Origin of the sequence: Streptomyces mesophilus (assembly GCF_040300965.1) — a bacterium.
Lineage (GTDB): Bacteria > Actinomycetota > Actinomycetes > Streptomycetales > Streptomycetaceae > Streptomyces > Streptomyces mesophilus_A.
On sequence record NZ_JBEPEW010000146.1, the window covers coordinates 1 to 19,807 of the forward strand.

19 protein-coding genes and 2 pseudogenes are annotated in these 19,807 nt (G+C 70.7%); 12 read left to right on the forward strand and 9 right to left on the reverse strand.

The window, feature by feature from the left end; genetic code table 11:
- The coding region (locus ABT367_RS33890) for an acyl-CoA dehydrogenase family protein (protein ID WP_352257114.1) at positions 1-373 on the reverse strand (373 nt) is incomplete at its 3' end.
- 126 nt (positions 374-499) lie between these two features.
- On the reverse strand, positions 500-871 hold the full coding sequence (locus ABT367_RS33895; protein ID WP_352257115.1) for a DUF1801 domain-containing protein: 372 nt from the start codon (positions 869-871) through the stop codon (positions 500-502).
- Between the two features lie 52 nt (positions 872-923).
- Here ABT367_RS33895 and ABT367_RS33900 point away from each other — a divergent pair, with 52 nt between their 5' ends.
- The 3 genes from ABT367_RS33900 (at position 924) to ABT367_RS33910 (ending at position 3,655) form a co-directional block, all read left to right on the forward strand.
- Positions 924-2,051 (forward strand): YihY/virulence factor BrkB family protein, encoded by a 1,128-nt coding sequence (locus tag ABT367_RS33900; protein WP_352257116.1) that lies wholly within the window; start codon positions 924-926, stop codon positions 2,049-2,051.
- A gap of 54 nt (positions 2,052-2,105) precedes the next feature.
- Positions 2,106-2,372: a DUF4235 domain-containing protein gene (locus ABT367_RS33905; RefSeq protein ID WP_352257117.1), complete on the forward strand. Its 267-nt coding sequence runs from the start codon at positions 2,106-2,108 to the stop codon at positions 2,370-2,372.
- A 101-nt stretch (positions 2,373-2,473) separates the two neighbouring features.
- Positions 2,474-3,655, forward strand: a complete 1,182-nt coding sequence (locus ABT367_RS33910; RefSeq protein WP_352257118.1) for a thiolase C-terminal domain-containing protein — start codon at positions 2,474-2,476, stop codon at positions 3,653-3,655.
- A 212-nt stretch (positions 3,656-3,867) separates the two neighbouring features.
- On the opposite strand, the gene ABT367_RS33915 is transcribed toward ABT367_RS33910, so the two are convergent.
- Complete coding sequence (locus tag ABT367_RS33915; protein WP_352257119.1) at positions 3,868-4,395, reverse strand: hypothetical protein; 528 nt, start codon at positions 4,393-4,395, stop codon at positions 3,868-3,870.
- 217 nt (positions 4,396-4,612) lie between these two features.
- Between ABT367_RS33915 and ABT367_RS33920 the strand changes: the two genes are divergently transcribed.
- On the forward strand, positions 4,613-5,038 hold the full coding sequence (locus ABT367_RS33920) for a pyridoxamine 5'-phosphate oxidase family protein (protein ID WP_352257120.1): 426 nt from the start codon (positions 4,613-4,615) through the stop codon (positions 5,036-5,038).
- Positions 5,039-5,219: 181 nt separating this feature from the next.
- Positions 5,220-6,032 (forward strand): pyridoxine/pyridoxamine 5'-phosphate oxidase, encoded by an 813-nt coding sequence (locus tag ABT367_RS33925; protein WP_352257121.1) that lies wholly within the window; start codon positions 5,220-5,222, stop codon positions 6,030-6,032.
- A gap of 81 nt (positions 6,033-6,113) precedes the next feature.
- Here ABT367_RS33925 and ABT367_RS33930 read toward each other — a convergent pair whose 3' ends face one another.
- Both ABT367_RS33930 and ABT367_RS33935 read right to left on the reverse strand, forming a co-directional pair.
- Entirely contained in the window at positions 6,114-6,545 is a 432-nt protein-coding gene (locus tag ABT367_RS33930) for a Zn-ribbon domain-containing OB-fold protein (protein WP_352257122.1), read from the reverse strand.
- Entirely contained in the window at positions 6,545-6,994 is a 450-nt protein-coding gene (locus ABT367_RS33935) for a DoxX family membrane protein (protein ID WP_352257123.1), read from the reverse strand. The genes ABT367_RS33930 and ABT367_RS33935 overlap by 1 nt, the downstream gene beginning before the upstream one ends.
- A 269-nt stretch (positions 6,995-7,263) precedes the next feature.
- Between ABT367_RS33935 and ABT367_RS33940 the strand changes: the two genes are divergently transcribed.
- The 3 genes from ABT367_RS33940 to ABT367_RS33950 all read left to right on the forward strand — a co-directional run bounded on the left by ABT367_RS33940 (position 7,264) and on the right by ABT367_RS33950 (position 11,938).
- Complete coding sequence (locus ABT367_RS33940; RefSeq protein ID WP_352257124.1) at positions 7,264-9,234, forward strand: recombinase family protein; 1,971 nt, start codon at positions 7,264-7,266, stop codon at positions 9,232-9,234.
- A gap of 67 nt (positions 9,235-9,301) precedes the next feature.
- Positions 9,302-10,435 carry a flavin-containing monooxygenase gene (locus tag ABT367_RS33945; RefSeq protein ID WP_352257125.1) on the forward strand — a complete coding sequence of 378 codons (1,134 nt, stop codon included), beginning with the start codon at positions 9,302-9,304 and terminating at the stop codon, positions 10,433-10,435.
- 15 nt (positions 10,436-10,450) lie between these two features.
- Positions 10,451-11,938: a flavin monoamine oxidase family protein gene (locus tag ABT367_RS33950; RefSeq protein WP_352257126.1), complete on the forward strand. Its 1,488-nt coding sequence runs from the start codon at positions 10,451-10,453 to the stop codon at positions 11,936-11,938.
- 73 nt (positions 11,939-12,011) lie between these two features.
- Here ABT367_RS33950 and ABT367_RS33955 read toward each other — a convergent pair.
- From ABT367_RS33955 to ABT367_RS33965, 3 genes and pseudogenes are all read right to left on the reverse strand, one after another.
- Positions 12,012-12,155 (reverse strand): annotated as a pseudogene (locus ABT367_RS33955) (DNA-binding protein); the annotation flags it as partial.
- Position 12,156: 1 nt separating this feature from the next.
- Positions 12,157-13,041 carry an aminoglycoside phosphotransferase family protein gene (locus tag ABT367_RS33960; RefSeq protein ID WP_434975601.1) on the reverse strand — a complete coding sequence of 295 codons (885 nt, stop codon included), beginning with the start codon at positions 13,039-13,041 and terminating at the stop codon, positions 12,157-12,159.
- Between the two features lie 22 nt (positions 13,042-13,063).
- Positions 13,064-14,575 (reverse strand): carboxylesterase/lipase family protein, encoded by a 1,512-nt coding sequence (locus tag ABT367_RS33965; protein WP_352257127.1) that lies wholly within the window; start codon positions 14,573-14,575, stop codon positions 13,064-13,066.
- Positions 14,576-14,851: 276 nt separating this feature from the next.
- On the opposite strand from ABT367_RS33965, the gene ABT367_RS33970 reads away from it, so the two are divergent.
- Positions 14,852-17,083 carry an acetate--CoA ligase family protein gene (locus ABT367_RS33970; RefSeq protein ID WP_352257128.1) on the forward strand — a complete coding sequence of 744 codons (2,232 nt, stop codon included), beginning with the start codon at positions 14,852-14,854 and terminating at the stop codon, positions 17,081-17,083.
- A 155-nt stretch (positions 17,084-17,238) separates the two neighbouring features.
- Positions 17,239-17,961 carry an enoyl-CoA hydratase/isomerase family protein gene (locus ABT367_RS33975; RefSeq protein WP_352257132.1) on the forward strand — a complete coding sequence of 241 codons (723 nt, stop codon included), beginning with the start codon at positions 17,239-17,241 and terminating at the stop codon, positions 17,959-17,961.
- Positions 17,962-18,162: 201 nt separating this feature from the next.
- Here ABT367_RS33975 and ABT367_RS33980 read toward each other — a convergent pair whose 3' ends face one another.
- Positions 18,163-18,675: an NUDIX hydrolase gene (locus tag ABT367_RS33980; protein WP_352257129.1), complete on the reverse strand. Its 513-nt coding sequence runs from the start codon at positions 18,673-18,675 to the stop codon at positions 18,163-18,165.
- 126 nt (positions 18,676-18,801) lie between these two features.
- Between ABT367_RS33980 and ABT367_RS33985 the strand changes: the two genes are divergently transcribed.
- Together ABT367_RS33985 and ABT367_RS33990 are read left to right on the forward strand one after the other, a co-directional pair.
- Positions 18,802-19,410, forward strand: coding sequence for a flavin reductase family protein (locus ABT367_RS33985; RefSeq protein WP_352257130.1), 609 nt, complete (start codon positions 18,802-18,804; stop codon positions 19,408-19,410).
- Between the two features lie 148 nt (positions 19,411-19,558).
- Positions 19,559-19,807, forward strand: a pseudogene (locus ABT367_RS33990) (MFS transporter); the annotation flags it as partial.

Consider the following 19,807-nt stretch of genomic DNA (forward strand, 5'->3'; position numbering starts at 1 on the left):
CGAGCGCGGCGGTCAGCGCGCCCTCGGCGATCTGCGGCAGCAGCTCGCGCCGCTGCTCCTCGCTGCCGAGCCGGCGGATCAGGGGCAGCGCGAGCGCGGCCGTGGACAGCAGCGGGGACGGCAGCAGCACACGTCCCGTCTCCTCGCAGGCGAGGGCGAGTTCGGTGGTGGTGCAGCCGACGCCGCCGTGCTCCTCGTCGAGGGCGAGGCCGGGCAGGCCCAGCTGGGTGGCGAGGGTGCGCCACAGTTCGTCGTCATGACCGGCGGGGGTGCGCGCCGCCGCCTTGACCTCGTCGGGGCCTGCGCGCTTGGCCATGAGCTCGCGCAGCGTACGGCGGATTTCGTCCTGCTCGGCAGTGAACGCGGCGTCCATGAGCGGGCTCCTCCCCCGGGTCCCCTCTGGCGGCCCCGGATCTGACGGCGCGTCATGTTAGGACTTGCGCGGCCAGATGCACAGGGGTGGAGGGCGCTTTGTCGACTCCGGTCCGCACCGGTGCCGTCAGCAGATCTGCCCGGGCTCCTTCGCGGTGGCCCTCAGCAGGTCCCTGACCAGCTCATAGTCCACCTTCGCGGGGTTGCGGAAACGCAGGCATCCCTTGCCCATGTTCTGCCCTTCGAGCCTGGCCGCGAAGGCTTCGCGCACGTCGGTGCGCATCAGATAGAAGGAGATGTACTGCTTCTGATCGGCGAGCGCGATCTCCTGCCCGCCGCCCGCGCGCACATAGCCCGGCATCCCGTACGCCATGACCTCCTCGAACCCCGTGAGCTCGGCGCGGCACAGCTCCCGCAGCCGCGTCATCGCCGCGCGCCGGCTCTCGTCCTCGATCTCGCCGAGGTAGGCGTCCACGTCCCGGGCATCGCTCTGCACCATGGTCCGAGCATCCCCGGAGGTTGGGCGGCGCTCAACCGGATACTCGCGCGGCATGGCATGGAAGCGGCGTGGAAAGCGCGGGGGACGCGGAACGGAGGAGCCGGCGGCGGACGCCTCGTCGGCATCGGCGGCCGGGACCTCGTCGGCATCGGTGGCCGGGACTTCGCCGGTATCGGCGGCCAGGACCTCGCCGGCATCGGCGGCCGGGCCGGACGAACAGGTGGAGCGGCAGGCGCCGGATACTCCGTCGGCGCTGCCCAGGGGCTCGTGGTGGGCGGTCCTGAAAGGCACCGTGAAGGAGTTCCAGAAGGACGAGCTGCCCGACCGGGCCGCGGCGCTGACGTACTACGGGATCCTGGCGCTGTTCCCGGCGCTGCTCGCGCTGATCTCCCTGCTCGGAGTCCTCGGGAAGTCCGCGTCACGGGAAGTTCTCGACAACATCCAGAAGCTGGCCCCGGGCCCGGTGCGGGACATCCTGAGCACCGCGGTGGAGCAGCTCCAGGGCAAGTCCGGGATCGGCTCGCTGATGGCCATCGTGGGTCTGCTGCTGGCCGTGTGGTCTGCCTCCGGTTACGTGGCCGGGTTCATCAGGAGCGCCAACGCGGTCTACGACATGCCGGAGGGCCGGCCCCTGTGGAAGGTGCTGCCCGTCCGCGTCGCCGTGACCGTGGTCCTGATGCTGCTCACCGTGGCCAGTGCGGTGATCGTCGTGTTCACCGGCGGCCTGGCCGAGCAGGTCGGTGGCGCGCTGGGCCTGGGCGACGAGGCGCTGACGGTGTGGTCGATCGCGAAGTGGCCCGTCCTCGTGATCATGGTGATGGTCATGATCGCGATCCTGTACTGGGCGACGCCCAACGCGAAGGTGCGCGGCTTCCGCTGGATCACGCCGGGCAGTCTGCTCGCCCTGGCGATCTGGATGCTCGCCTCGGCCGGGTTCGCGCTCTATGTGTCGAACTTCGCCTCGTACAACAAGACGTACGGCACGTTCGCCGGAGTGATCATTTTCCTGGTGTGGCTGTGGATCACGAACCTGGCGATCCTGCTCGGCCTGGAGTGGGATGCGGAAATGGCCCGTCAGCGCGCCGTCGCGGGAGGCCACCGGGCCGACGACGAGCCGTACGTGCAGCCGCGCGACACCCGGGCCTGGGACGAGGAGGACCGGCGCCGCCTTGAGAGCTGAGAGACCGGGGTACCCGGACGACCGACATCGCCACCCGCACTCCTGGAGACGCCGATGAAAGCCTCGAAGATCGCCTACAAGCCGGTCGGCATGGCCCTGGGTGCCCTGAGCGGCGTCCTGGCCGGCGCCGTTTTCAAGGAGGTCTGGAAACGCGTCGCGAACGAGGAGGACGCCCCGGACGCCACCGACGAACACCGCACCTGGCGCGAGGTCCTCACCGCGGCCGTCCTGCAAGGCGCGATCTTCGCCGGCGTCAAAGCGGCCGTCGACCGCGGCGGCGCCACCGCCACCCGACGCCTGACCGGCGTCTGGCCCGGCTGATCCGACCTCCGCTCCGGCGCCCGCCCCCTCCCCTCCCCCCCCTCCCCTCCCCGATCTCCAACCCCTGCCCCGCCCAAGAAATCTGATGTACCGTCAGATTCATGTCCACCGTCATAACCAGCGCCCCCCGGCGCAAAGTAGCCGTGGCCGGAATCGCCCTCTCCGACTGCGGCAAGGTCGACGACGCGACCCCCTACGCCCTGCACGCCCAGGCCGCCCGCAGGGCCCTGAAGGACTCCGGGCTCGACAAGGGAGTCATCGACGGCTTCGCCTCTGCGGGGCTCGGGATCCTCGCCCCGGTGGAAGTGGCCGAGTACCTGGGGATCAAGCCGACTTGGGTCGACTCCACCTCGGTGGGCGGCTCCACCTGGGAGGTGATGGCCGCCCACGCCGCCGACGCCATCGCCGCCGGCCACGCCAACGCGGTCCTCCTCGTCTACGGCTCCACCGCCCGCGCCGACATCAAGGCCGGGCGCCGCACCTCGAACCTCTCCTTCGGGGCCCGCGGCCCCCTCCAGTTCGAGGTCCCGTACGGCCACACCCTCATCTCGAAGTACGCGATGGCCGCGCGCCGCCATATGCACGAGTACGGCACGACGCTCGAGCAGCTCGCCGAGATCGCCGTACAGGCCCGGGCGAACGCCGCGTCCAATCCGGACGCGATGTTCCGCGACCCGATCACGGTGGACGACGTGCTGGCCGGCCCGATGATCGCCGACCCGTTCACGAAGCTGCACTGCTGCATACGGTCGGACGGCGGGGCGGCCGTGCTCCTGGTCGCCGAGGAGTACGTGGCCGACTGCGCGAAGGACCCGGTCTGGGTCCTCGGGGCCGGCGAGCACATCTCGCACACCACGATGTCCGAGTGGGAGGACTTCACCGTCTCGCCCGCGGCCGTCAGCGGAAAGCTGGCCTTCGAGCGGGCCGGCGTCACCCCGGCCGACATCGACATCGCCGAGATCTACGACGCCTTCACGTATATGACGCTCGTGACCCTCGAAGACCTCGGCTTCTGCGCGAAGGGCGAGGGCGGCGCGTTCGTCGAGAAGGGACGGCTCACGCTCACCGGGGACCTGCCCGTCAACACCGACGGCGGCGGTCTGTCCGCACAGCATCCGGGCATGCGCGGTCTGTTCCTGCTGGTCGAGGCGGTACGGCAGCTGCGCGGCGAGGCCGGTGAGGGCCAGGTCCGCAAGGCCGGCGGCCGGCTGCCCGAGCTGGCGGTGGCGTCGGGGACCGGCGGCTGGTTCTGCTCGTCGGGGACGGTGGTACTCGGGCGCTGAGCCGTTCGGGTCAGGGCCGAGGTACGGGGACAAGCGCGCGGGCGGGGGCCGACGGTACGCAACCGTCGGCCCCCGCCCGTATCCCTGCGTCAGCCCCGGGGGATCAGCCCGAATGGTCAGCAGTCCTGGCCGGCAGCTGTCCGAGCTGACAGCAGTCCGGGCTGACAGCAGTCCGGACTGACAGCAGCCCGGGCCGGCAGCAGTCCGATCGGTCAGCCGAAGAACGGGAGCTTGAACTCGGGCAGCTTCGTCCCGGCCGGCAGCTTGATGCTGGACGGGTCGAGGGGCTTGGCGACGAGCTTGATCGCGGCGTCCAGGCTGAGCGCGCTCACGATGTTGGCCACCGCCGTGTTCACCAGGGAGATCGAGGCCAGGACCTTGTCCGTGTCCTTCTTCTCGATGGCGTCGACCAGCGCGCTCGCCTGGACGGCGAGGCCCGCCATCGCCGCGTCCAGCTGCGGGACGTCCTCCGGCGCGGGCGCCGAGGCGAGCGCGCGGTCGAAGGCCGCACGGTAGGCGGCGGTGTCGACCGGGCCCTGCTCGGCGGCGGTGACCAGCTGGTCCGCGGTGGTGAGCACCGCGCGCAGCATGTCCTCGTACGCGGCCTGGTGGTCGGCCGGAACGGCGGCACGCACCGGCGCCTGGGCGACGGCAGCGTAGGAGGCACCCGCGGTACCGAGGACGACGGCGCCCGCGAGCACCGCGCCGATGAGGGCGCGGGCGGTGGTGTGCTTGTGCATGAGGGGGGTCCCTTCCGGGGTTCTTTGGTCGAGCGGGTTGGGGGAACGGGCCGGCCCTGACCACAGCCTGTGACCCTCCATGACGCTCCGCAACCGCACTGGTCCGAACAGGAGTGCCCGGCCCTGGTCGGAGCCGGTCGGAACACCGGCGCCTCGGCGGACGTTCTCCCGTGTGCCGGACCCGAAGACGTGACCGCAACAGAGGGAGTCGTTTGTCATGGCACTCAGCCGCGAAGAACGCGAGCAGTTCCTCGCCGAGCCGCATGTGGCCGCCCTGTCCGTCGACGCAGGCGACGGACGCGCGCCCCTGACGGTGCCGGTCTGGTATCAGTACGCGCCCGGCGGCGACATCTGGATCCACACCGGCAAGGGCTCGCGCAAGCATCAACTCATCGAGAAGGCGGGCCGGTTCACGCTCATGATCGACCGCGTCGAGCCGACCGTGCGCTATGTCTCCGTCGAGGGCCCGGCGATCTCCATCGTGCCGTCGACCCACGAGCACCTGGTCGAGATCTCCGCGCGCTACTTGCCGGCCGAAAAGGTCGAGGGATACGTGGAGTTCGCGGAGAAGAACCACGGCGAGGCGGTCATCATCACGCTGCGCCCGGAGCACTGGGTCTCCTCGGACCTCGGCGCGTTCTGAGCTCAGCGGCGGGTGAGGCGGGCCGGGTTGCCCGGGTGCTCCGGGCTGTCCGGGCAGTCCCCACTGTCCGGGCGGTCCCGGCCGTCCCCGCTGTCCCGGCCGTCCCCGCTGTCCGGGCTCTCCCGGCGCTCCCGGCCCTCCCGGCCCTCCCGGCTCTCCCGGGGCGTACGAGAATCCTCGTATGACGTCACACAAGGGCCACTCGCCGCGAGACGAAGGACGCGCACCGCGACACGAGCAACGCGCACCGGGCGAGGCCGTCGCACCCGCCACCGCAGAGACCGCAGCGGAGACCGCAGCGGAGACTGCAGCGGAGATCGCAGCAGCCGGGCAGCCCACAGCCGAGGAGTTCACCGGGCTGCTGCGGGCCCAGCGCGTCTGGGACATCGAGCTGCCGGCCTTCGATCCGGCCTCGGCGCCCGATGCGCCGCTGCCCCTCTTCCGCCGCTGGTTCGCCGAGGCCGTCGCCACGGGCCAGAGCGAGCCGCACACGATGCAGCTCGCCACCGCGGACGCCGCGGGCCGTCCCGACGTGCGCACCCTCATGCTGCACGGTGCCGACGAGGCCGGCTGGCACTTCGCCTCGCACGCCACCAGCAGCAAGGGCCGCCAGCTCACGGCCCGGCCCGAGGCGGCCCTGCACTTCTACTGGCCGGCGCAGGCCCGCCAGATCCGGCTGCGCGGCCCGGTCACACAGGCCCCATCCGGCGAGGGCCAGGCGGATCTGCATGCCCGCTCAACAGGGGCGCTGGCCGCGGCGCTTGTCGGACGGCAGAGCGAAGTCCTCGTATCCCAGGAGGAGTTGGCGCGGGCGTCGGACGCCGCGTGGGAGCGCGCGCAGGACGAGCCGTCGGCGCCCGTGGCGACCTGGACGCTGTACGCACTGGACCCGGTGGAAGTCGAGTTCTTCCAGGGGGACGCCCGCCGCCGCCACATCCGCCTGCGCTACCGGCGCGAGGGTGACGGCTGGGTCCGCGAGCTGCTGTGGCCGTGAGACCTGGGGAGGCGGACCGGCCCTGAGGCCTCAACAGGCGGGCCGCCCCGAGACCTCAACAGGCGGGCCGCCCCCGAGACCTCAAGGGGCCGGCCGGAACACCGCCACCCGGAACCCTTCCGCCTCCCGGAAGGTGACCTCGAGCGCCATTCCGACCGCGAGGTCCTCCTCCGCACAGTCCACGACCTCGGTCATCATCCGCGGCCCCTCGGCCAGATCGACCACGGCCGCGGTGTACGGGGTGCGCGTGCCGAAGGGCGGCAGATCGTTGCGGTGCACGACGGACCAGGTGTAGAGCGTGGCGCGTCCGCTCGCCTCGGCCCAGTCGACGTTCTCGCTCCAGCAGGCGGGGCAGAACTCGCGCGGATAGTGGTGGGTCCTGTCGCAGTCGCGGCAGTGGCGCACCAGCAGCCGGCCCTCGGCCGCCGCCGCCCAGTAGGGCTCGGTGAAGGCGTCGGGTTCGGGGAGGTCGAACCGTACGGACGAGGCGGGAGCGGACGAACCGGCGGCCATCAGAAGAGTCCGATCGCGTTGTCGAGGGACCAGGTCTGCCAGGACATGGCGAAGAGCGCGACGAAGGAGATCAGCCCCATCATCGCGTTCTGCCCCTGCTCGGCCCAGTCGTGGATCATCAGGACGAGGTAGAGGAGGTTGAGCAGCAGACCGCCGATCAGTGCGATCGGGGTGAGGAAGCCGAAGATCAGGCCGAGGCCGAGGGCGAGTTCGGCGTAGACGACGATGTACGCCATCACCTTGGGCCGGGGCTCGACGACCTTGGTGAACCCGGTCTTCACGAACGGCCACTTGTGCTTCCCGGCCACGTCGGCGGCCCAGGCGATCCCCGTACCGCGTTCGAACCAGCCCTTCTTGTCCTTGTGCCGCCAGCTCTCGAGCCACCACAGACCGAGGCCGATCCGCAGTACGGCCGCCCACTCGGCTCCGCTGAGCCAGACCGTGTCCATGCCTGTACACCACCTCACGCGCGAGCCGTTTCTGACGGTACGTCAGTTCAGCGGATGGGTCGGCTTTCCGCAAGGGGTCAGCAATCGAACTGATCACGTTCGAAGCGAACTTGAGTTCCATGGCCTGTTATCGCACCTGTGCGCACCAGCAACGATCAAGTGGCCACATCGCCACAACATGCGCAAAAGCCCAACCTAGGGTCGCCCTGCACAGGTGACCCCGGCAGCGGGCGAACGCTCCGGGGTCCGGCCAGTCGGAGAGGACTGACATGAGCAAACCTATGGGGCACCCGGTCGCCGGTAGTCGCGTTCTGGCCATCGGATACACACGCGTTTCGGGCAGAGTTCAAGTCTCGGGCCATGGGCTCGGCATCCAGGAAGCCAAGCTGCGCGCTTGGGAGGCCGCTGCCCCGCACCACACACTGCTCAAGGTGTTCAGCGACCAGGGAGTGAGCGGCGCCGCCACCCGCCGCCCCGCCCTCGATGCATTGAAGGAGTACGCGCGCTCCACATCAGCGGAACGAATCGTCGTATCCAGCGTCGACCGCCTGGGCCGCACGGTCGGCCCGACGCTCGACTGGGCCCGCCGTATGCAGCAGCACGGTGTGCACATCATCGCGCTCGACGAGGGCATCGATACCGAGGACCCCCAGGGCTGGGCTCTCTTCAGGCACTCAGTGGCCGCGGCTGAAGCGGATTGGCGGCGCATCCGGGAGCGAACCTCATCAGGCCGGGATCAGAAGGCCCGCGAGGGTGGCTGGCCCGCGGGGCCGCCACCCTACGGCTACAAGATCGACAAGCGCGGCCCCAAGGAGTCCTTCCTGGCGATCGATGAGGACGAAGCCCGCGTGATCCTCAAAGCCGTCGAGCTCGTAGTCGACCATGGGCTGACCTATCAGGCGGCCGCGGACGAGCTGAATCGCCTGGGTCTGCTCACCCGTAGTGGCCGCCCCTGGACACTGCTCAATCTCCACCACCGGCTGACCTCCGACACCCTCGACGGCTACGCCACCTACCGCAAACCCGGAACCGGCGCGAAAGCCACCAGAGTCGACGCCGACGGGGTACCGGTGCTGGGGCCGACGATCACCATCAAGGTGCCGGCCCTCCTGACGCCGGAGCGTGTCGCGGCGCTGCGCAGAACACAACGGCGACGGACCGACCGACCACGCAAGCCCAACCAGCAATACCCGCTGTCCGGGCGCATCCTCAGCGCATGCGGAAGACGCTACACCGGCGGCGGTCGACCCACGGGTCGCCTGTACCGCTGTCAGGGAACCACCGGGAGTAATCCTTGCGCGTGCACCTATCTGGAAGCTGACGCAGTGGAGAGTGCGGTGTGGGAGAAGCTCTCCACCGCACTCAGTGCGACCACGCTCCAGGCCCTGGCCTGTCACGACTCAAGAATCACCCAAAGAGACCGCGCCCAGCACGAAGCGCGGGAGCAACACCTGCTCGACGCCATCCATCACCACGAGCAGCTGGTGGAGAAGTCGCTGCCGCGGTACGTCACTTCCGGCCTCGACCCCGTCATCGCCGAAGCCGCCCTCGGCGGACTCAGGGGCGAGATCGACGCCTGGCGACATGAACTCTCGGAGGTCCGGCGGCAGTTGACGGAGCGGCCCCCCACGGGGAAGACCGAGGAGATCTTCTCAGCGCTACGCACATGGATCGTCCCGGAGGTGCACGACTTCAAGAAGCGGCCGGGATCGTCTTGCCGTGTGCGGGCGTGGCACGAAGAGACCGGAACCCCCGTGCCCGCCGACGTGGACGAGGCGCAGTGGCCGACAGTGCTGAGAATCCTCAGATCCCGGCACGGCTCACGGCACTTCAAACAGACTCGTCTCGATCTGAGGGCGGCCCTCAACGCGATGCTGCACCGGCTTCGGCGCGGGCTGATCTGGAGTGAACTGGGCGCGTGGGGAGATCCCGAGGCCATTCGCCACCGGCAGGGAACCTGGTTCCGCGAGGGCACGTGGCAAGCGCTCATGGCGCACCTCACCTCCGACGGATCAGGAGAGGCCGTCTTCTCCTTCCGGAGGATTCCCGCGCTGCACGTGATCTGCGAACCGTTGGCCGGACTGCCGGTGCTTCTGCGAGACCCTCCGCTGGAGATCAGTCCACCGACGGCGCTTCTCCAGGGCGGAACGCCGGCCGATGCAGCAGCCTTCTACGCATGGGTTCTACGAGCAGCAAGAGGTGCCGAAACCTCCCAATCCGGGCTCCCACCCGCGATGTGATCGTTTCGCAACCGGATTCCTCATTGACCGCGACCGTTCAAACTCAAGGGCCGCTACGCTCCCGCCCATGGCCGATCCCGTATACGTCATAGGTGCCGGACCCAGTGGACTTGCCGTTGCGTATGCCCTGGGCTTGCAGGGCATACCGGCGGTCGTCCTGGAGAAGTCGGAAACGGTCGCGGCCTCCTGGCGGCAGCACTACGACCGACTCCACCTGCACACCACGCGCCGACTGTCGGCGCTTCCGGGCCTGGACATTCCGCGAAAGTTCGGCCGTTGGGTCTCGCGGGACAACGTCGTCCGCTACTTGGAGAAGTACGCGGAGCATCACCAGCTGCAGGTGGTCGCGGGAGTCGAGGTCTCCCGGGTCGAGCGGACACCCGATGGTGGCAGTTGGCTGCTGCACGGAACCGGCGGGCGCCAGCTGACGGGGCGCGCCGTGGTGGTCTGCACCGGCTACAACCACACGCCTCATCTTCCCGACTGGCCCGGACTCTCCACGTACGAGGGCGAGTTGCGGCACGCGAGCGAGTACCGCAACGCGAAGCCGTACGCAGGGAAGGACCTCCTGGTCGTGGGCGTCGGCAACACAGGGGCGGAGATCGCCGTGGACCTCGTCGAGGGCGGCGCCTCGCGGGTACGGCTCGCGGTGCGCACCGCCCCGCACATCGTCCGCCGCTCGACGGCGGGCTGGCCCGCCCAGCGCACCGGCATTCTGGTGCGGCGGCTCCCGGTAGGCCTGGTGGACCGGCTGGCTGCCCCGATGGCAAAGCTGTCGGTCCCCGATCTGTCTTCGTACGGGCTGCCGCGCCCGGACACGGGTCTGTACTCACGCGTCCAGGAGGGCGCGATCCCGGTCCAGGACGTGGGCCTGATCGATGCCGTGCGGGCGGGCAAGGTCGAACCCGTCGCAGCAGTGGAGGGGTTCGAGGCCGGAAAGGTGCTGCTGGCGGACGGAACACGTATCCAACCTGACGCGATCATCGCGGCAACCGGCTACCGGCGAGGACTCGAACCCCTCGTCGGGCACCTCGACGTATTGAACGAGCACGGGCTTCCTGTCACGCATGGGCCGAAGTCCCCGATATCGGCTTCGGGCATCTATTTCTGCGGCTACTCCAACCCCATCAGTGGCAACCTTCGCGAAATCGCTCTCGATTCGCTGAAGATAGCGAAGGCGATCGCTGCCGCGACTTCCTGATCTCGGAGGACGTAAATGGCACGTGAAAGATCCCGCCTCACCCGCCGCACGCTGCTCGGCGCAGGAGCAGCGGCCGGTCTCACCACCGTCGCCGTGGCGGCCGCCGGCCCCGCGTCCGCCGCCGCCCGCGACGCCGACGTAGTCATCATCGGCGCCGGTCTCGCCGGTCTCACCGCCGCGCGTGACCTCAAGAAGGCCGGCAAGAACGTTGTCGTCCTCGAGGCCCGCGACCGCGTCGGCGGGCGCGTCCTGAACCTCCAAGTCCCGGGCGGTGGCGTCACCGAGGGCGGTGGTGAGTTCATCGGGCCCACCCAGGACCGGATGAAGGCGCTTGCCGAAGAGGTCGGTGTCGGGACGTTCCCGACGTACAACACGGGCAAGAACCTGCTGCGCAAGGACGGCAGGAACACCCCGTACGCCACGGACGGCCTGCTCGGCGCGGTCCCGCCGATCGACGTGGCCGGACTCGCGAACGCCGCCGCCGTGCAAGCGCTGCTCAACGACATGGCCAAGAAGGTCCCGGTGGGCGCCCCTTGGACCGCCGCGAAGGCCCAGGAGTGGGATCAGCAGACCTTCGAGACCTGGCTGCGGCACAACGCGGTCGTGCCCTCGGCGAAGTTCCTCTTCGACGTGGCCTGTGCGTCGGTCTTCAGTGCCGAACCTCGTGAACTCTCGCTTCTGTTCGTGCTGTTCTACATAGCGGCGGCGGGCAACGAGACGAACCCCGGCACCTTCGAGCGTCTCACCGAGACGGCGAACGGCGCCCAGGCCATCCGTTTCAAGGGCGGCTCCCAGCTGGTGCCGATCAAGCTGGCCGAGTCGCTCGGCGACAGCGTGGTCCTGAACGCGCCCGTGCGCCGTGTGGCCAAGGACGGCGCCGCGTACACGGTGACCGCCGACGGCATCACGGTCCGTGCGGGCCGGGTGATCGTGGCTCTCGCGCCGCCGCTCGCCGCCCGTATCGACTTCGATCCCGTCCTGCCCGCCGCCCGCGACCAGTTGTCGCAGCGCATGCCCATGGGTTCGGTCGGCAAGGCGATCGCGGTCTACGACCGGCCGTTCTGGCGCGACGCGGGCCTCAACGGCCAGGCGCTCAGCGACACCGGCATGGTCCGCTCCACCTTCGACAACTCCCCCGAGGACGCCTCGTACGGAGCCCTGATGGGCTTCATCGAGGCCGATCAGATGCGGGCCCTGAACGGGGCGAGCGAGGCCGAGGTGAAGGCCGCGGTCCTCAAGGACTACGCGACGTACTTCGGTGACAAGGCCAAGGCGCCGACCGCGTTCCTGCTCCAGCGCTGGGACAACGAGCGCTTCACGCGCGGCGGTCCGGTCGCGTATGCCCCGCCGGGCGTCCTGACCTCGTACGGTCCGGAGCTGCGCCGTCCCGTGGGCGGGATCCACTGGGCGGGCACGGAGACGTCCACGTACTGGATGGGTTACATGGACGGTGCGGTGCGCTCGGGCGAGCGGGTGGCCAAGGAGGTTCTGGCGGTGCTGTGACCTCGCGGTTCGGTCACGTGGGGCGCCCGGTCGGGGTATTTCCCGGCCGGGCGCTGTGCGTGACCGCGGGGGATCAGGGCCAGACCTTGATGACGGTGACTCGTGGACCGCACAGCGCGGTCAGGTCCTCGGGATCCGACGCCAGAACCGTGACAGGGCCAGGGCCGGCGGGAGCGGTGGCACTGAGCATCGCGTGGATGGCGTGCTCGCGCCCGTGATCAGGCCGCCCCCAGCACCCGCTCCAGCGTCGCGTACCCCGCCGGTTCCCAGGTCGGCTTGCCGCCGGGTCGGCCGAGGCGGCCGGCCATGCCGATGGAGACGAGGACCAGCGCCTTGAGCACGGCGAGGCCGCGGGCCCGGTCGACCGTGGCCTCGTCAGCGCGTTCGTACGCGTCGAAGAAGCGAGGCGCCGAACCGTCCGGCAGCAGCATCCAGGCCGCCATGAGGTCGGCCGCCGGGTCGCCCGCGCACAGGTCGCCGAAGTCGATCACTCCGGCGAGCGTTCCGTCCCGTACGACGACGTTCGCCGGGTGCAGGTCGGCGTGCAGCCACACCGGCGGCCCGTCCCAGGCCGGTGCCGCGAGCGCCTTCTCCCATACTTCCCGTACGAGATCGGCCTGCGCGTAGCCGTCGAGGAGCTCGAACCAGCCGTCGACGCCCGTCAGTTCGGTCAACGGGACACCGCGGTCGGGGCTGGTCGGAGCGTCGGCGGGCGCCGGCCGGTGCAGGGCGCGCAGGAAGTCCGCGAGGCGTTCCGCCGACGCCGAGTGCGTGATCGGCGCCCGGTCGGCAGGGTCACCCTCCACCCAGCGCACGATGTTCCAGTGGTGCCCGAAGAGCGCCGACGGCTCACCCTCCCGTACGGGAACGGGCGTCGGCAGCGGCAGCCGCTCGGCGAGCTCCGGCAGCCACCGCCGCTCCGTCCGCAGCAGCTCCGGCGCGCGTTCGGTCCGCGGCATCCGCACGGCGAGCTCGTCCCCGAGCCGGAACTGCTGGTTGTCCCAGCCCCCGATGACCTCCCGCAGCCGGAGCCCCGCCAGATCGGGATGCTGCTCCCGCAGCAACGCCCGTACGAGCGCTGTCTCGTACCTCACCTCACGCACGCCGGGTCCCCTCTCCGTGACATCAACGGCAGCTCCCGGCACGCCGACCGGGGCCGACCGCGGCCGGACGCTGCACGGCGAACGGTACGTCCCGCCACAAGGCACCAAGAGCGGAGTCCTCGTCGGAGGCCAGGTGGTCGTCGGGCACGGCCCAGGATCTGACCGGTGTGGCGGTGGCCGTGAGTGGCGGCCAGCCCGGGTCGCCCGTCCTCGCGAAGGCCGCCCAGGCGTCGCGCATGCGGGCGGACAGGGCGTGGTCGTCGGCGTCCGGGCGCCCGCCGATGAGGAACTCGGCCCCGACGGCGTCCAGGTTGCCGAAGGCGAAGGGGATGTCCGCGGTGTGCCAGGGGCGGGCCGGGCCGCGGCGGCGGTCGAAACGGGAGGCGTACGCGCGGCCGCCGGCGCGAGCGTGCTGTTCGGCGAGGCGGGAGGTGTACGCGGCGAAGCGCGCGTCGCCGAAGAGTGCCAGGTAGCGGTCGAGGACGGGGGCGTCCGGCAGCAGGTTCCGGTAGCCGTGGAGCACTTCCGGAGGGAGGTCCAACGCTGCGGTGAGGTCGGCCAGTTCGGGCTCGGTCGTGACCTCCCGCAGCCCTCCTACGGCGTGCAGGAACCGGGCCTCCTCCCGCGCGTGGCACACCAGGAGGTCCACATCGCTTGCCGCCCCGGACGCGAGCGCCTGGAGCGGCGGTGCGGGCAGCACCTCGCCGTCGACCACGGGTTGGAAGATCACGGACTCGTACGCGTGGACCGGTGTCACGGGGTCGGCGCCGCACCGCGCGGCCACCTCGTCGGAGGCGGCCACCAACGCGGCGGGCGGCAGGGACAGCAGCCCCTCGGCGGTCGGCGCGACGCCGGCCTCCCGGGCGATCCTCGCGGTGACGGCCGCGGCGAGTTCGGGAGCGTAGAAGACGGCAGGGACGCTGTGGGCGATGACCCGTCGCAGGAGTCCATGGGCCGGCTCCATGGTCATCAGGCAGACGGCCGCGCCCGCGCCGGAGGAGTGCCCGGCGACGGTGACGTTGCCGGGGTCGCCGCCGAAGGAGGCGATGTTGTCGCGCACCCAGCGCAGTGCGGCGAGCTGGTCCAAAAGGCCCCGGTTGTCGGGGAGTCCGGGCACGTGGCCGAACCCCTCGAACCCGATGCGGAAGGTGCAGCTCACCACGACGAGCCCGGCACGGGCGAGGGCCGCACCGTCGAAGCCGGGCTCGGCGGAGGAGCCGAAGGTGTAAGCGCCGCCGTGGATCCAGAACAGCACGGGCAGCGGACCTGCCCGCTCGGGTGCCCACACGTTGACGGTGAGGATGTCCTCGTCCCCCGGCCGCCACACAGGTGCCCCGGACAGTTCGGCCGACTGCGGCGAGATGGGCCCGAACGCGGTGCAGTCCCGCACCCCTCGCCAGGCGGGCGGGGGCTGCGGCGCCCGGAACCGCCGCTCCCCGAACGGCGCCCGCGCATACGGAATCCCGAGCACCGCGACGACATCGCCGACGGGCGGCCCGCCCCGCACACGGCCGCCGGTCGTTGCGAACAGCATCTCGGGCCCCCTCCACGTATCGGACTTCGATCATCCCGTACGGGAAGGTCTGACCGCCCCCGAAGCCGGGTACGGAACCCCTGACCCACCCCCAAACCCTGCCCATCCGGCCCCCATACGGCCCTCCTCCGGCCTTCCTCCGGCCCTCCTCCCGTGCCGTTCTCGTGCAGATTCCGGTGCAGACCTGTTCCTGACGGAGCGTCAGTTCAGTAATCTGACTAAGCGTCAGTTCTGTTGGCCGTAGTCAGGACGTAACTCAGGAGGCGGGCGTCAGCGATGCTTGGATCGACTCACGGCACCCTCACCACCGACTCCCGCCCGGCCCGTGTCGTGGCCTGCGGCGAGCGCCCCACGCCGGCGGTGCACAGTGTCGCGGGCCCCCCTGGGGCCTCCGACCTCGATGTCAGCGGCCGCCCGTTGCACGCGGACGTGCCCGACCTGGACAGGTTCTTCCGCCCCGAGTCGGTCGCCGTCATCGGCGCCTCCGACGCCGAGGGCCGCCCCAACACCGGCATCACCAAGCAGCTCATCGCGTGGTCCGAGCGGGTCGGTGCGCGACTGCACCCGGTGCACCCGACCCGGGAGTCCGTCTTCGGGATACCGTGCGCGCCCTCGGTCGCGGACCTGCCCGAACAGGTCGACCTGGCCGTACTCCTGGTCGGCGATCCCCTGCCCGTCATCGAGGAACTCGCCGAGTCCAAGGTGAAGTTCGCGGTCGCGTTCGCCTCGGGTTTCGCCGAGACCGGTGAGGAGGGCGCCCTCGCGCAGACCCGTCTCACGGCGGCCGTGGAGCGCTCCGGCATCCGGCTGCTCGGGCCGAACACCAACCTCAATGCCTTCGAGAAGTTCCGCGACGACCTCGACGGACCGGCCATCGCGCTGATCACCCAGTCGGGACACCAGGGCCGCCCGGTCTTCGCGATGCAGGAGATCGGCGTACGGCTCTCGCACTGGGCCCCGACGGGCAACGAGGCCGACCTCGAGACCTCCGACTTCCTCTCGTACTTCGCCGAGCAGCCCGAAGTCGGCGCGATCGCCTGCTACATCGAGGGCCTCAAGGACGGCCGCTCCTTCCTCCTCGCCGCCGACCGCGCCGCACAGCGCGGCGTTCCGGTGGTCGCGGTCAAGGTGGGGCGCACGGAAGCCGGCGCCAAGATGGCCGCCTCGCACACCGGCAAGCTCACGGGTGCGGACGATGTGGTGGACGCGGCGATGCGCCAGTTCGGGGTCATCCGGGTCGACGGACTCGACGAACTCCAGGACGTCTCCGCCCTGTTGGCGCGCGCCCGCAAGCCCCAGGCCGACGGTGTGGTCGTCTACTCGATCTCCGGCGGCACGGGCGCCCACTTCTCCGACCTCGCCACCGAGGCGGGTCTCGAGCTCCCGACGCTCTCCCAGGCCAAGCAGGACGAACTGCACGAGTGGATCCCCTCGTATCTGAACGTCGCGAACCCCGTCGACAACGGCGGTCACCCGGTCGGCGACTGGCGCGGCCGGAAGATCATCGACGCGATCCTCGCCGACCCGTCCGTCGGCGTCCTGATCTGCCCGATCACCGGCCCGTTCCCGCCCATGAGCGACAAGCTCGCCCAGGACCTGGTGGACGCGGCCGAGCAGACCGACAAGCTGATCTGCGTCGTATGGGGTTCGCCCGTCGGTACGGAGGAGGCCTACCGCACCACGCTCCTCGGCTCCTCCCGTGTGGCGACCTTCCGCACCTTCTCCAACTGCATCACAGCGGTCCGCGCCTATCTGGACCACCACAAGTTCACCGACGGCTACCGCTCGCCCTTCGAGGAGGCCCCGCGCACCCCGTCGCCGTCCTTCCGCAAGGCGCAGGCGCTGATGCGCCCCGGACAGCAGCTCAGCGAGCACGCCGCGAAGCAGCTCCTTCGGGCGTACGGGATCAGGGTGCCGCGCGAGCAGCTGGTGACCTCGGCCGCCGCTGCCGTCCGGGCGGCAGGTCTGGTGGGCTACCCGGTGGTGATGAAGGCCTCGGGCGCCCAGCTCGCCCACAAGACCGAACTCGGCCTGGTGAAGGTCGGGTTGACCTCCGCCTCGCAGGTCCGCGACGCCTACCGCGAGCTCACGGACATCGCACGCTACGAGGGCATCAAACTCGACGGGATCCTGGTCTGCCAGATGGTGGAGAAGGGCGTCGAGATGGTCGTCGGCGTCACCCACGACTCGCTCTTCGGGCCGACGGTGACCGTCGGACTCGGCGGCGTCCTGGTCGAGGTGCTGCGCGACGCGGCGGTCGCCGTACCGCCCTTCACGGAGGACCACGCCCGCGCGATGCTCGCGCAGCTGCGGGGCGCGGCACTGCTCGACGGCGTACGGGGCGGGCCGCCCGTCGACGTCGACGCCCTGGTCGAGGTGGTGCTCAGGGTCCAGCGGATGGCGCTCGAACTCGGCGACGAGCTGGCCGAGTTGGACATCAACCCGCTGATGGTGCTGCCGCGCGGTCAGGGTGCGGTGGCGCTGGACGCGCTGGCCGTCTGCCGCTGAGGGTCTGACGTCCACGTACGCGTCCATGTCTGCATACACGTACGCGTACCCCGTATACGAGAGGGAGCTCCGTGCCCGAGGAACAGCAGTCGGACGACGTCCTGCACTCCGTCGAGGACGGCGTCTCATGGATCACGCTCAACCGCCCCGAAGCCATGAACGCCGTCACCTGGGACCAGCGCGAGCGCATCATGGCGCTGCTTTCCGCGGCGTCCTCGGATCCCACGGTGAGGGCGGTGGTGATCACCGCGACCGGCAAGGGTTTCTGCGCCGGTGCGGATCTGCGCGGCTCACCCGATACCGGGGGTGAGCGGGTGGCCGGTGACGTGGCGCGGATGATCCGCCAGGGCGCCCAGCGCTTCATCGCCTCGGTCATGGACTGCGAGAAGCCGGTGATCGCTGCGGTCAACGGGACCGCGGCCGGCATCGGCGCCCATCTGGCCCTGGCGTGCGATCTGGTCCTGGCCTCGGAGTCGGCCAAGTTCATCGAGGTCTTCGTACGGCGCGGGCTCGTGCCCGACGGGGGCGGGGCGTATCTGCTGCCGCGGCTGATCGGGCCGCAGCGGGCCAAGGAGCTGATGTTCTTCGGCGACTCGGTGCCGGCGGCCGAGGCCGAACGCCTCGGCCTCGTCAACCGGGTCGTTCCGGCAGCCGACTTGGAGAAGACGGCCCGCGCATGGGCCGAGCGGCTGGCGCAGGGCCCGACGCGTGCGATCGCGATGACCAAGCAGCTGGTCAATGCCTCCCTGGACGTGGACCGCACCACCGCCTTCGCGGCGGAGGCGACGGCCCAGGAGATCAACATGACCACGCGGGACGCGAATGAGGGCGTGGCGAGCTTCGTGGAGCGCAGATCGCCTTCGTACGAGGGGCGCTAGCCGGCTCGCCGGCGGCGGGGGCGGCGGCTCCCCCGCCATGGCCTGCTCCGGTGGATGCGGCCCTCCACCGCCCTCGACGTCCAGCCCTCGGGCCCGCTGTTGGCAGGCCCGTTGGCCGCAGGTCCGCTGGTCGCAGGCCCGTTGGCCGCAGGCCCCTTGGTCGCAGAACTGACGGAGCAGCGCGCCCCGGGAGGCAAGGTGTCACTTGGGGCAGCCCCGGCCCGCCCGGTGCAGTGCGCGATACCGTTCGTAGGCCTCGCGCGCGTCGGGGACGAATCGCCGCTGCCGCACGAGAGCCTCGAGCTCCGACTCGGAGAGCCAGTCGTGCCAGGCGACTTCGCGGGGGCGCGGCCGGACGGGCGTGGTGACGATGACCTCGTGCAGCCCGAGCCAGTAGGGACTGATCACTCCCGCGCACAGGAACTTGAGCACGAAGCGCGGGGCCGCCTCGACGCCCAGCTCCTCCGCCAGCTCCCGGGCCGCCGCCTGCTCGTACGTCTCGCCCACCTCGACGGCGCCCCCCAGCATCCAGTTGTACCGGCCCGGAGAACGGGACATGCCATCCGGGCGGCGGTGGACGAGGAACCGTCCGTCGTCGTCGCGGCACACGATCGTGGCGATGCGATGCAGCCACCCGTGACGGATCGCTTCGCCGCGGTCGACCACTGCGAGCACACGGTCCTGCTCGTCGACGCGCTCCACCTGTTCGCTCATGGGCGGCACGATGCCAGGGGGTGTGCGCGGCGCGGAGGCGGCCGGCCGCACGGGAGCATCGACGGCTGGTGAACAGCCGCCCACCCCTTCCAATCTGACGATGCGTCAGCTTCAATGGGGAACGTGATGGGACACGCAGGGATGGCGGCCACCACCATCCGATACCTCAGGTCCACCGGCGCCCTCCCGGCCGCCGAACCCGTCGAAGCGCTGCCGCGCCCCGACCTACGGGCAGTCGGCGAGGATGAGCGTGTACCGCTCGATCCGGCCGAATTCCGCCGCGTACTGGGGCATTTCGCCTCCGGCGTCACGGTCATCACGGCGACGACGGCCGACCGGAGCCCCGCGGGCTTCGCCTGCCAGTCCTTCGCCTCCCTCTCCCTCGACCCGCCGCTGATCGCGTTCATGGTCGCGCGTACGTCGACGACCTGGCCGAAGATCGCCGAGGCGGGCTCGTTCTGCGTGAACATCCTGGGCGCGCACCAGGGCGAGCTGTGCCGCGGCTTCGCGGTCAGCGGCGCGGACAAGTTCGCGGGCGTGGACTTCGACGAGGCCCCGGTCTCGGGCGCCCCGCGCCTGAACGGCGCCCCCGCCTGGCTGGACTGCACGATCCACGCGGTCCACACCGGCGGCGACCACCTGATCGTCGTGGGCCGGGTGAACGCCCTGAACGCCGACGAGGACGGCGACCCCCTGCTGTTCCACCAGGGCAAGTTCGGCCAGTTCGTCCGCTGACCCCCGCCCCCGCGGCGCCCGGCACCCGCCCACAGGGGGACCATTTGTTCAGGACGAACCAGGGCATTCCCGGCACCCGGCGGACAGATGGTCCCCCGGTCAAAACCCAGATGCCCTACCCCCACCCCACCCCCTACCGTTGGGCACCATGCCCAATGCCAGCTACCGCGAGATCCTCACCCGCCCCGTCCTGAGCTGGTGCGCGGTGGCGGTCGCCTCGCGTCTGCCCGTGGCCATGGCGCCGCTCGCGCTGGTGTTTCTCGTACGGGAGCGGCCGGGCGGCTATGCGCTCGGCGCGCTGCTCGCCGCCGTGTACGTGATCGGGGAGATCGCGGGCGCCGCCGTACTCGGCACGCGGCTGCGACCCGAGCGGGCCAGAGGCCAGCTGGCGTTCGGG

What these genes read in the sequence shown, in the direction of transcription:
- ABT367_RS33985 (WP_352257130.1), top strand. Translation starts at nt 18,802, where the DNA reads ATGGGACACGCAGGGATGGCGGCCACCACCATCCGATACCTCAGGTCC.
- ABT367_RS33920 (WP_352257120.1), top strand. Translation starts at nt 4,613, where the DNA reads ATGGCACTCAGCCGCGAAGAACGCGAGCAGTTCCTCGCCGAGCCGCAT.
- ABT367_RS33895 (WP_352257115.1), bottom strand. Translation starts at nt 871, where the DNA reads ATGGTGCAGAGCGATGCCCGGGACGTGGACGCCTACCTCGGCGAGATC.
- ABT367_RS33925 (WP_352257121.1), top strand. Translation starts at nt 5,220, where the DNA reads ATGACGTCACACAAGGGCCACTCGCCGCGAGACGAAGGACGCGCACCG.
- ABT367_RS33980 (WP_352257129.1), bottom strand. Translation starts at nt 18,675, where the DNA reads ATGAGCGAACAGGTGGAGCGCGTCGACGAGCAGGACCGTGTGCTCGCA.
- ABT367_RS33970 (WP_352257128.1), top strand. Translation starts at nt 14,852, where the DNA reads ATGCTTGGATCGACTCACGGCACCCTCACCACCGACTCCCGCCCGGCC.
- ABT367_RS33940 (WP_352257124.1), top strand. Translation starts at nt 7,264, where the DNA reads ATGAGCAAACCTATGGGGCACCCGGTCGCCGGTAGTCGCGTTCTGGCC.
- ABT367_RS33910 (WP_352257118.1), top strand. Translation starts at nt 2,474, where the DNA reads ATGTCCACCGTCATAACCAGCGCCCCCCGGCGCAAAGTAGCCGTGGCC.
- ABT367_RS33935 (WP_352257123.1), bottom strand. Translation starts at nt 6,994, where the DNA reads ATGGACACGGTCTGGCTCAGCGGAGCCGAGTGGGCGGCCGTACTGCGG.
- ABT367_RS33965 (WP_352257127.1), bottom strand. Translation starts at nt 14,575, where the DNA reads ATGCTGTTCGCAACGACCGGCGGCCGTGTGCGGGGCGGGCCGCCCGTC.
- ABT367_RS33905 (WP_352257117.1), top strand. Translation starts at nt 2,106, where the DNA reads ATGAAAGCCTCGAAGATCGCCTACAAGCCGGTCGGCATGGCCCTGGGT.
- ABT367_RS33945 (WP_352257125.1), top strand. Translation starts at nt 9,302, where the DNA reads ATGGCCGATCCCGTATACGTCATAGGTGCCGGACCCAGTGGACTTGCC.
- ABT367_RS33900 (WP_352257116.1), top strand. Translation starts at nt 924, where the DNA reads ATGGCATGGAAGCGGCGTGGAAAGCGCGGGGGACGCGGAACGGAGGAG.
- ABT367_RS33975 (WP_352257132.1), top strand. Translation starts at nt 17,239, where the DNA reads ATGAACGCCGTCACCTGGGACCAGCGCGAGCGCATCATGGCGCTGCTT.
- ABT367_RS33930 (WP_352257122.1), bottom strand. Translation starts at nt 6,545, where the DNA reads ATGGCCGCCGGTTCGTCCGCTCCCGCCTCGTCCGTACGGTTCGACCTC.
- ABT367_RS33915 (WP_352257119.1), bottom strand. Translation starts at nt 4,395, where the DNA reads ATGCACAAGCACACCACCGCCCGCGCCCTCATCGGCGCGGTGCTCGCG.
- ABT367_RS33950 (WP_352257126.1), top strand. Translation starts at nt 10,451, where the DNA reads ATGGCACGTGAAAGATCCCGCCTCACCCGCCGCACGCTGCTCGGCGCA.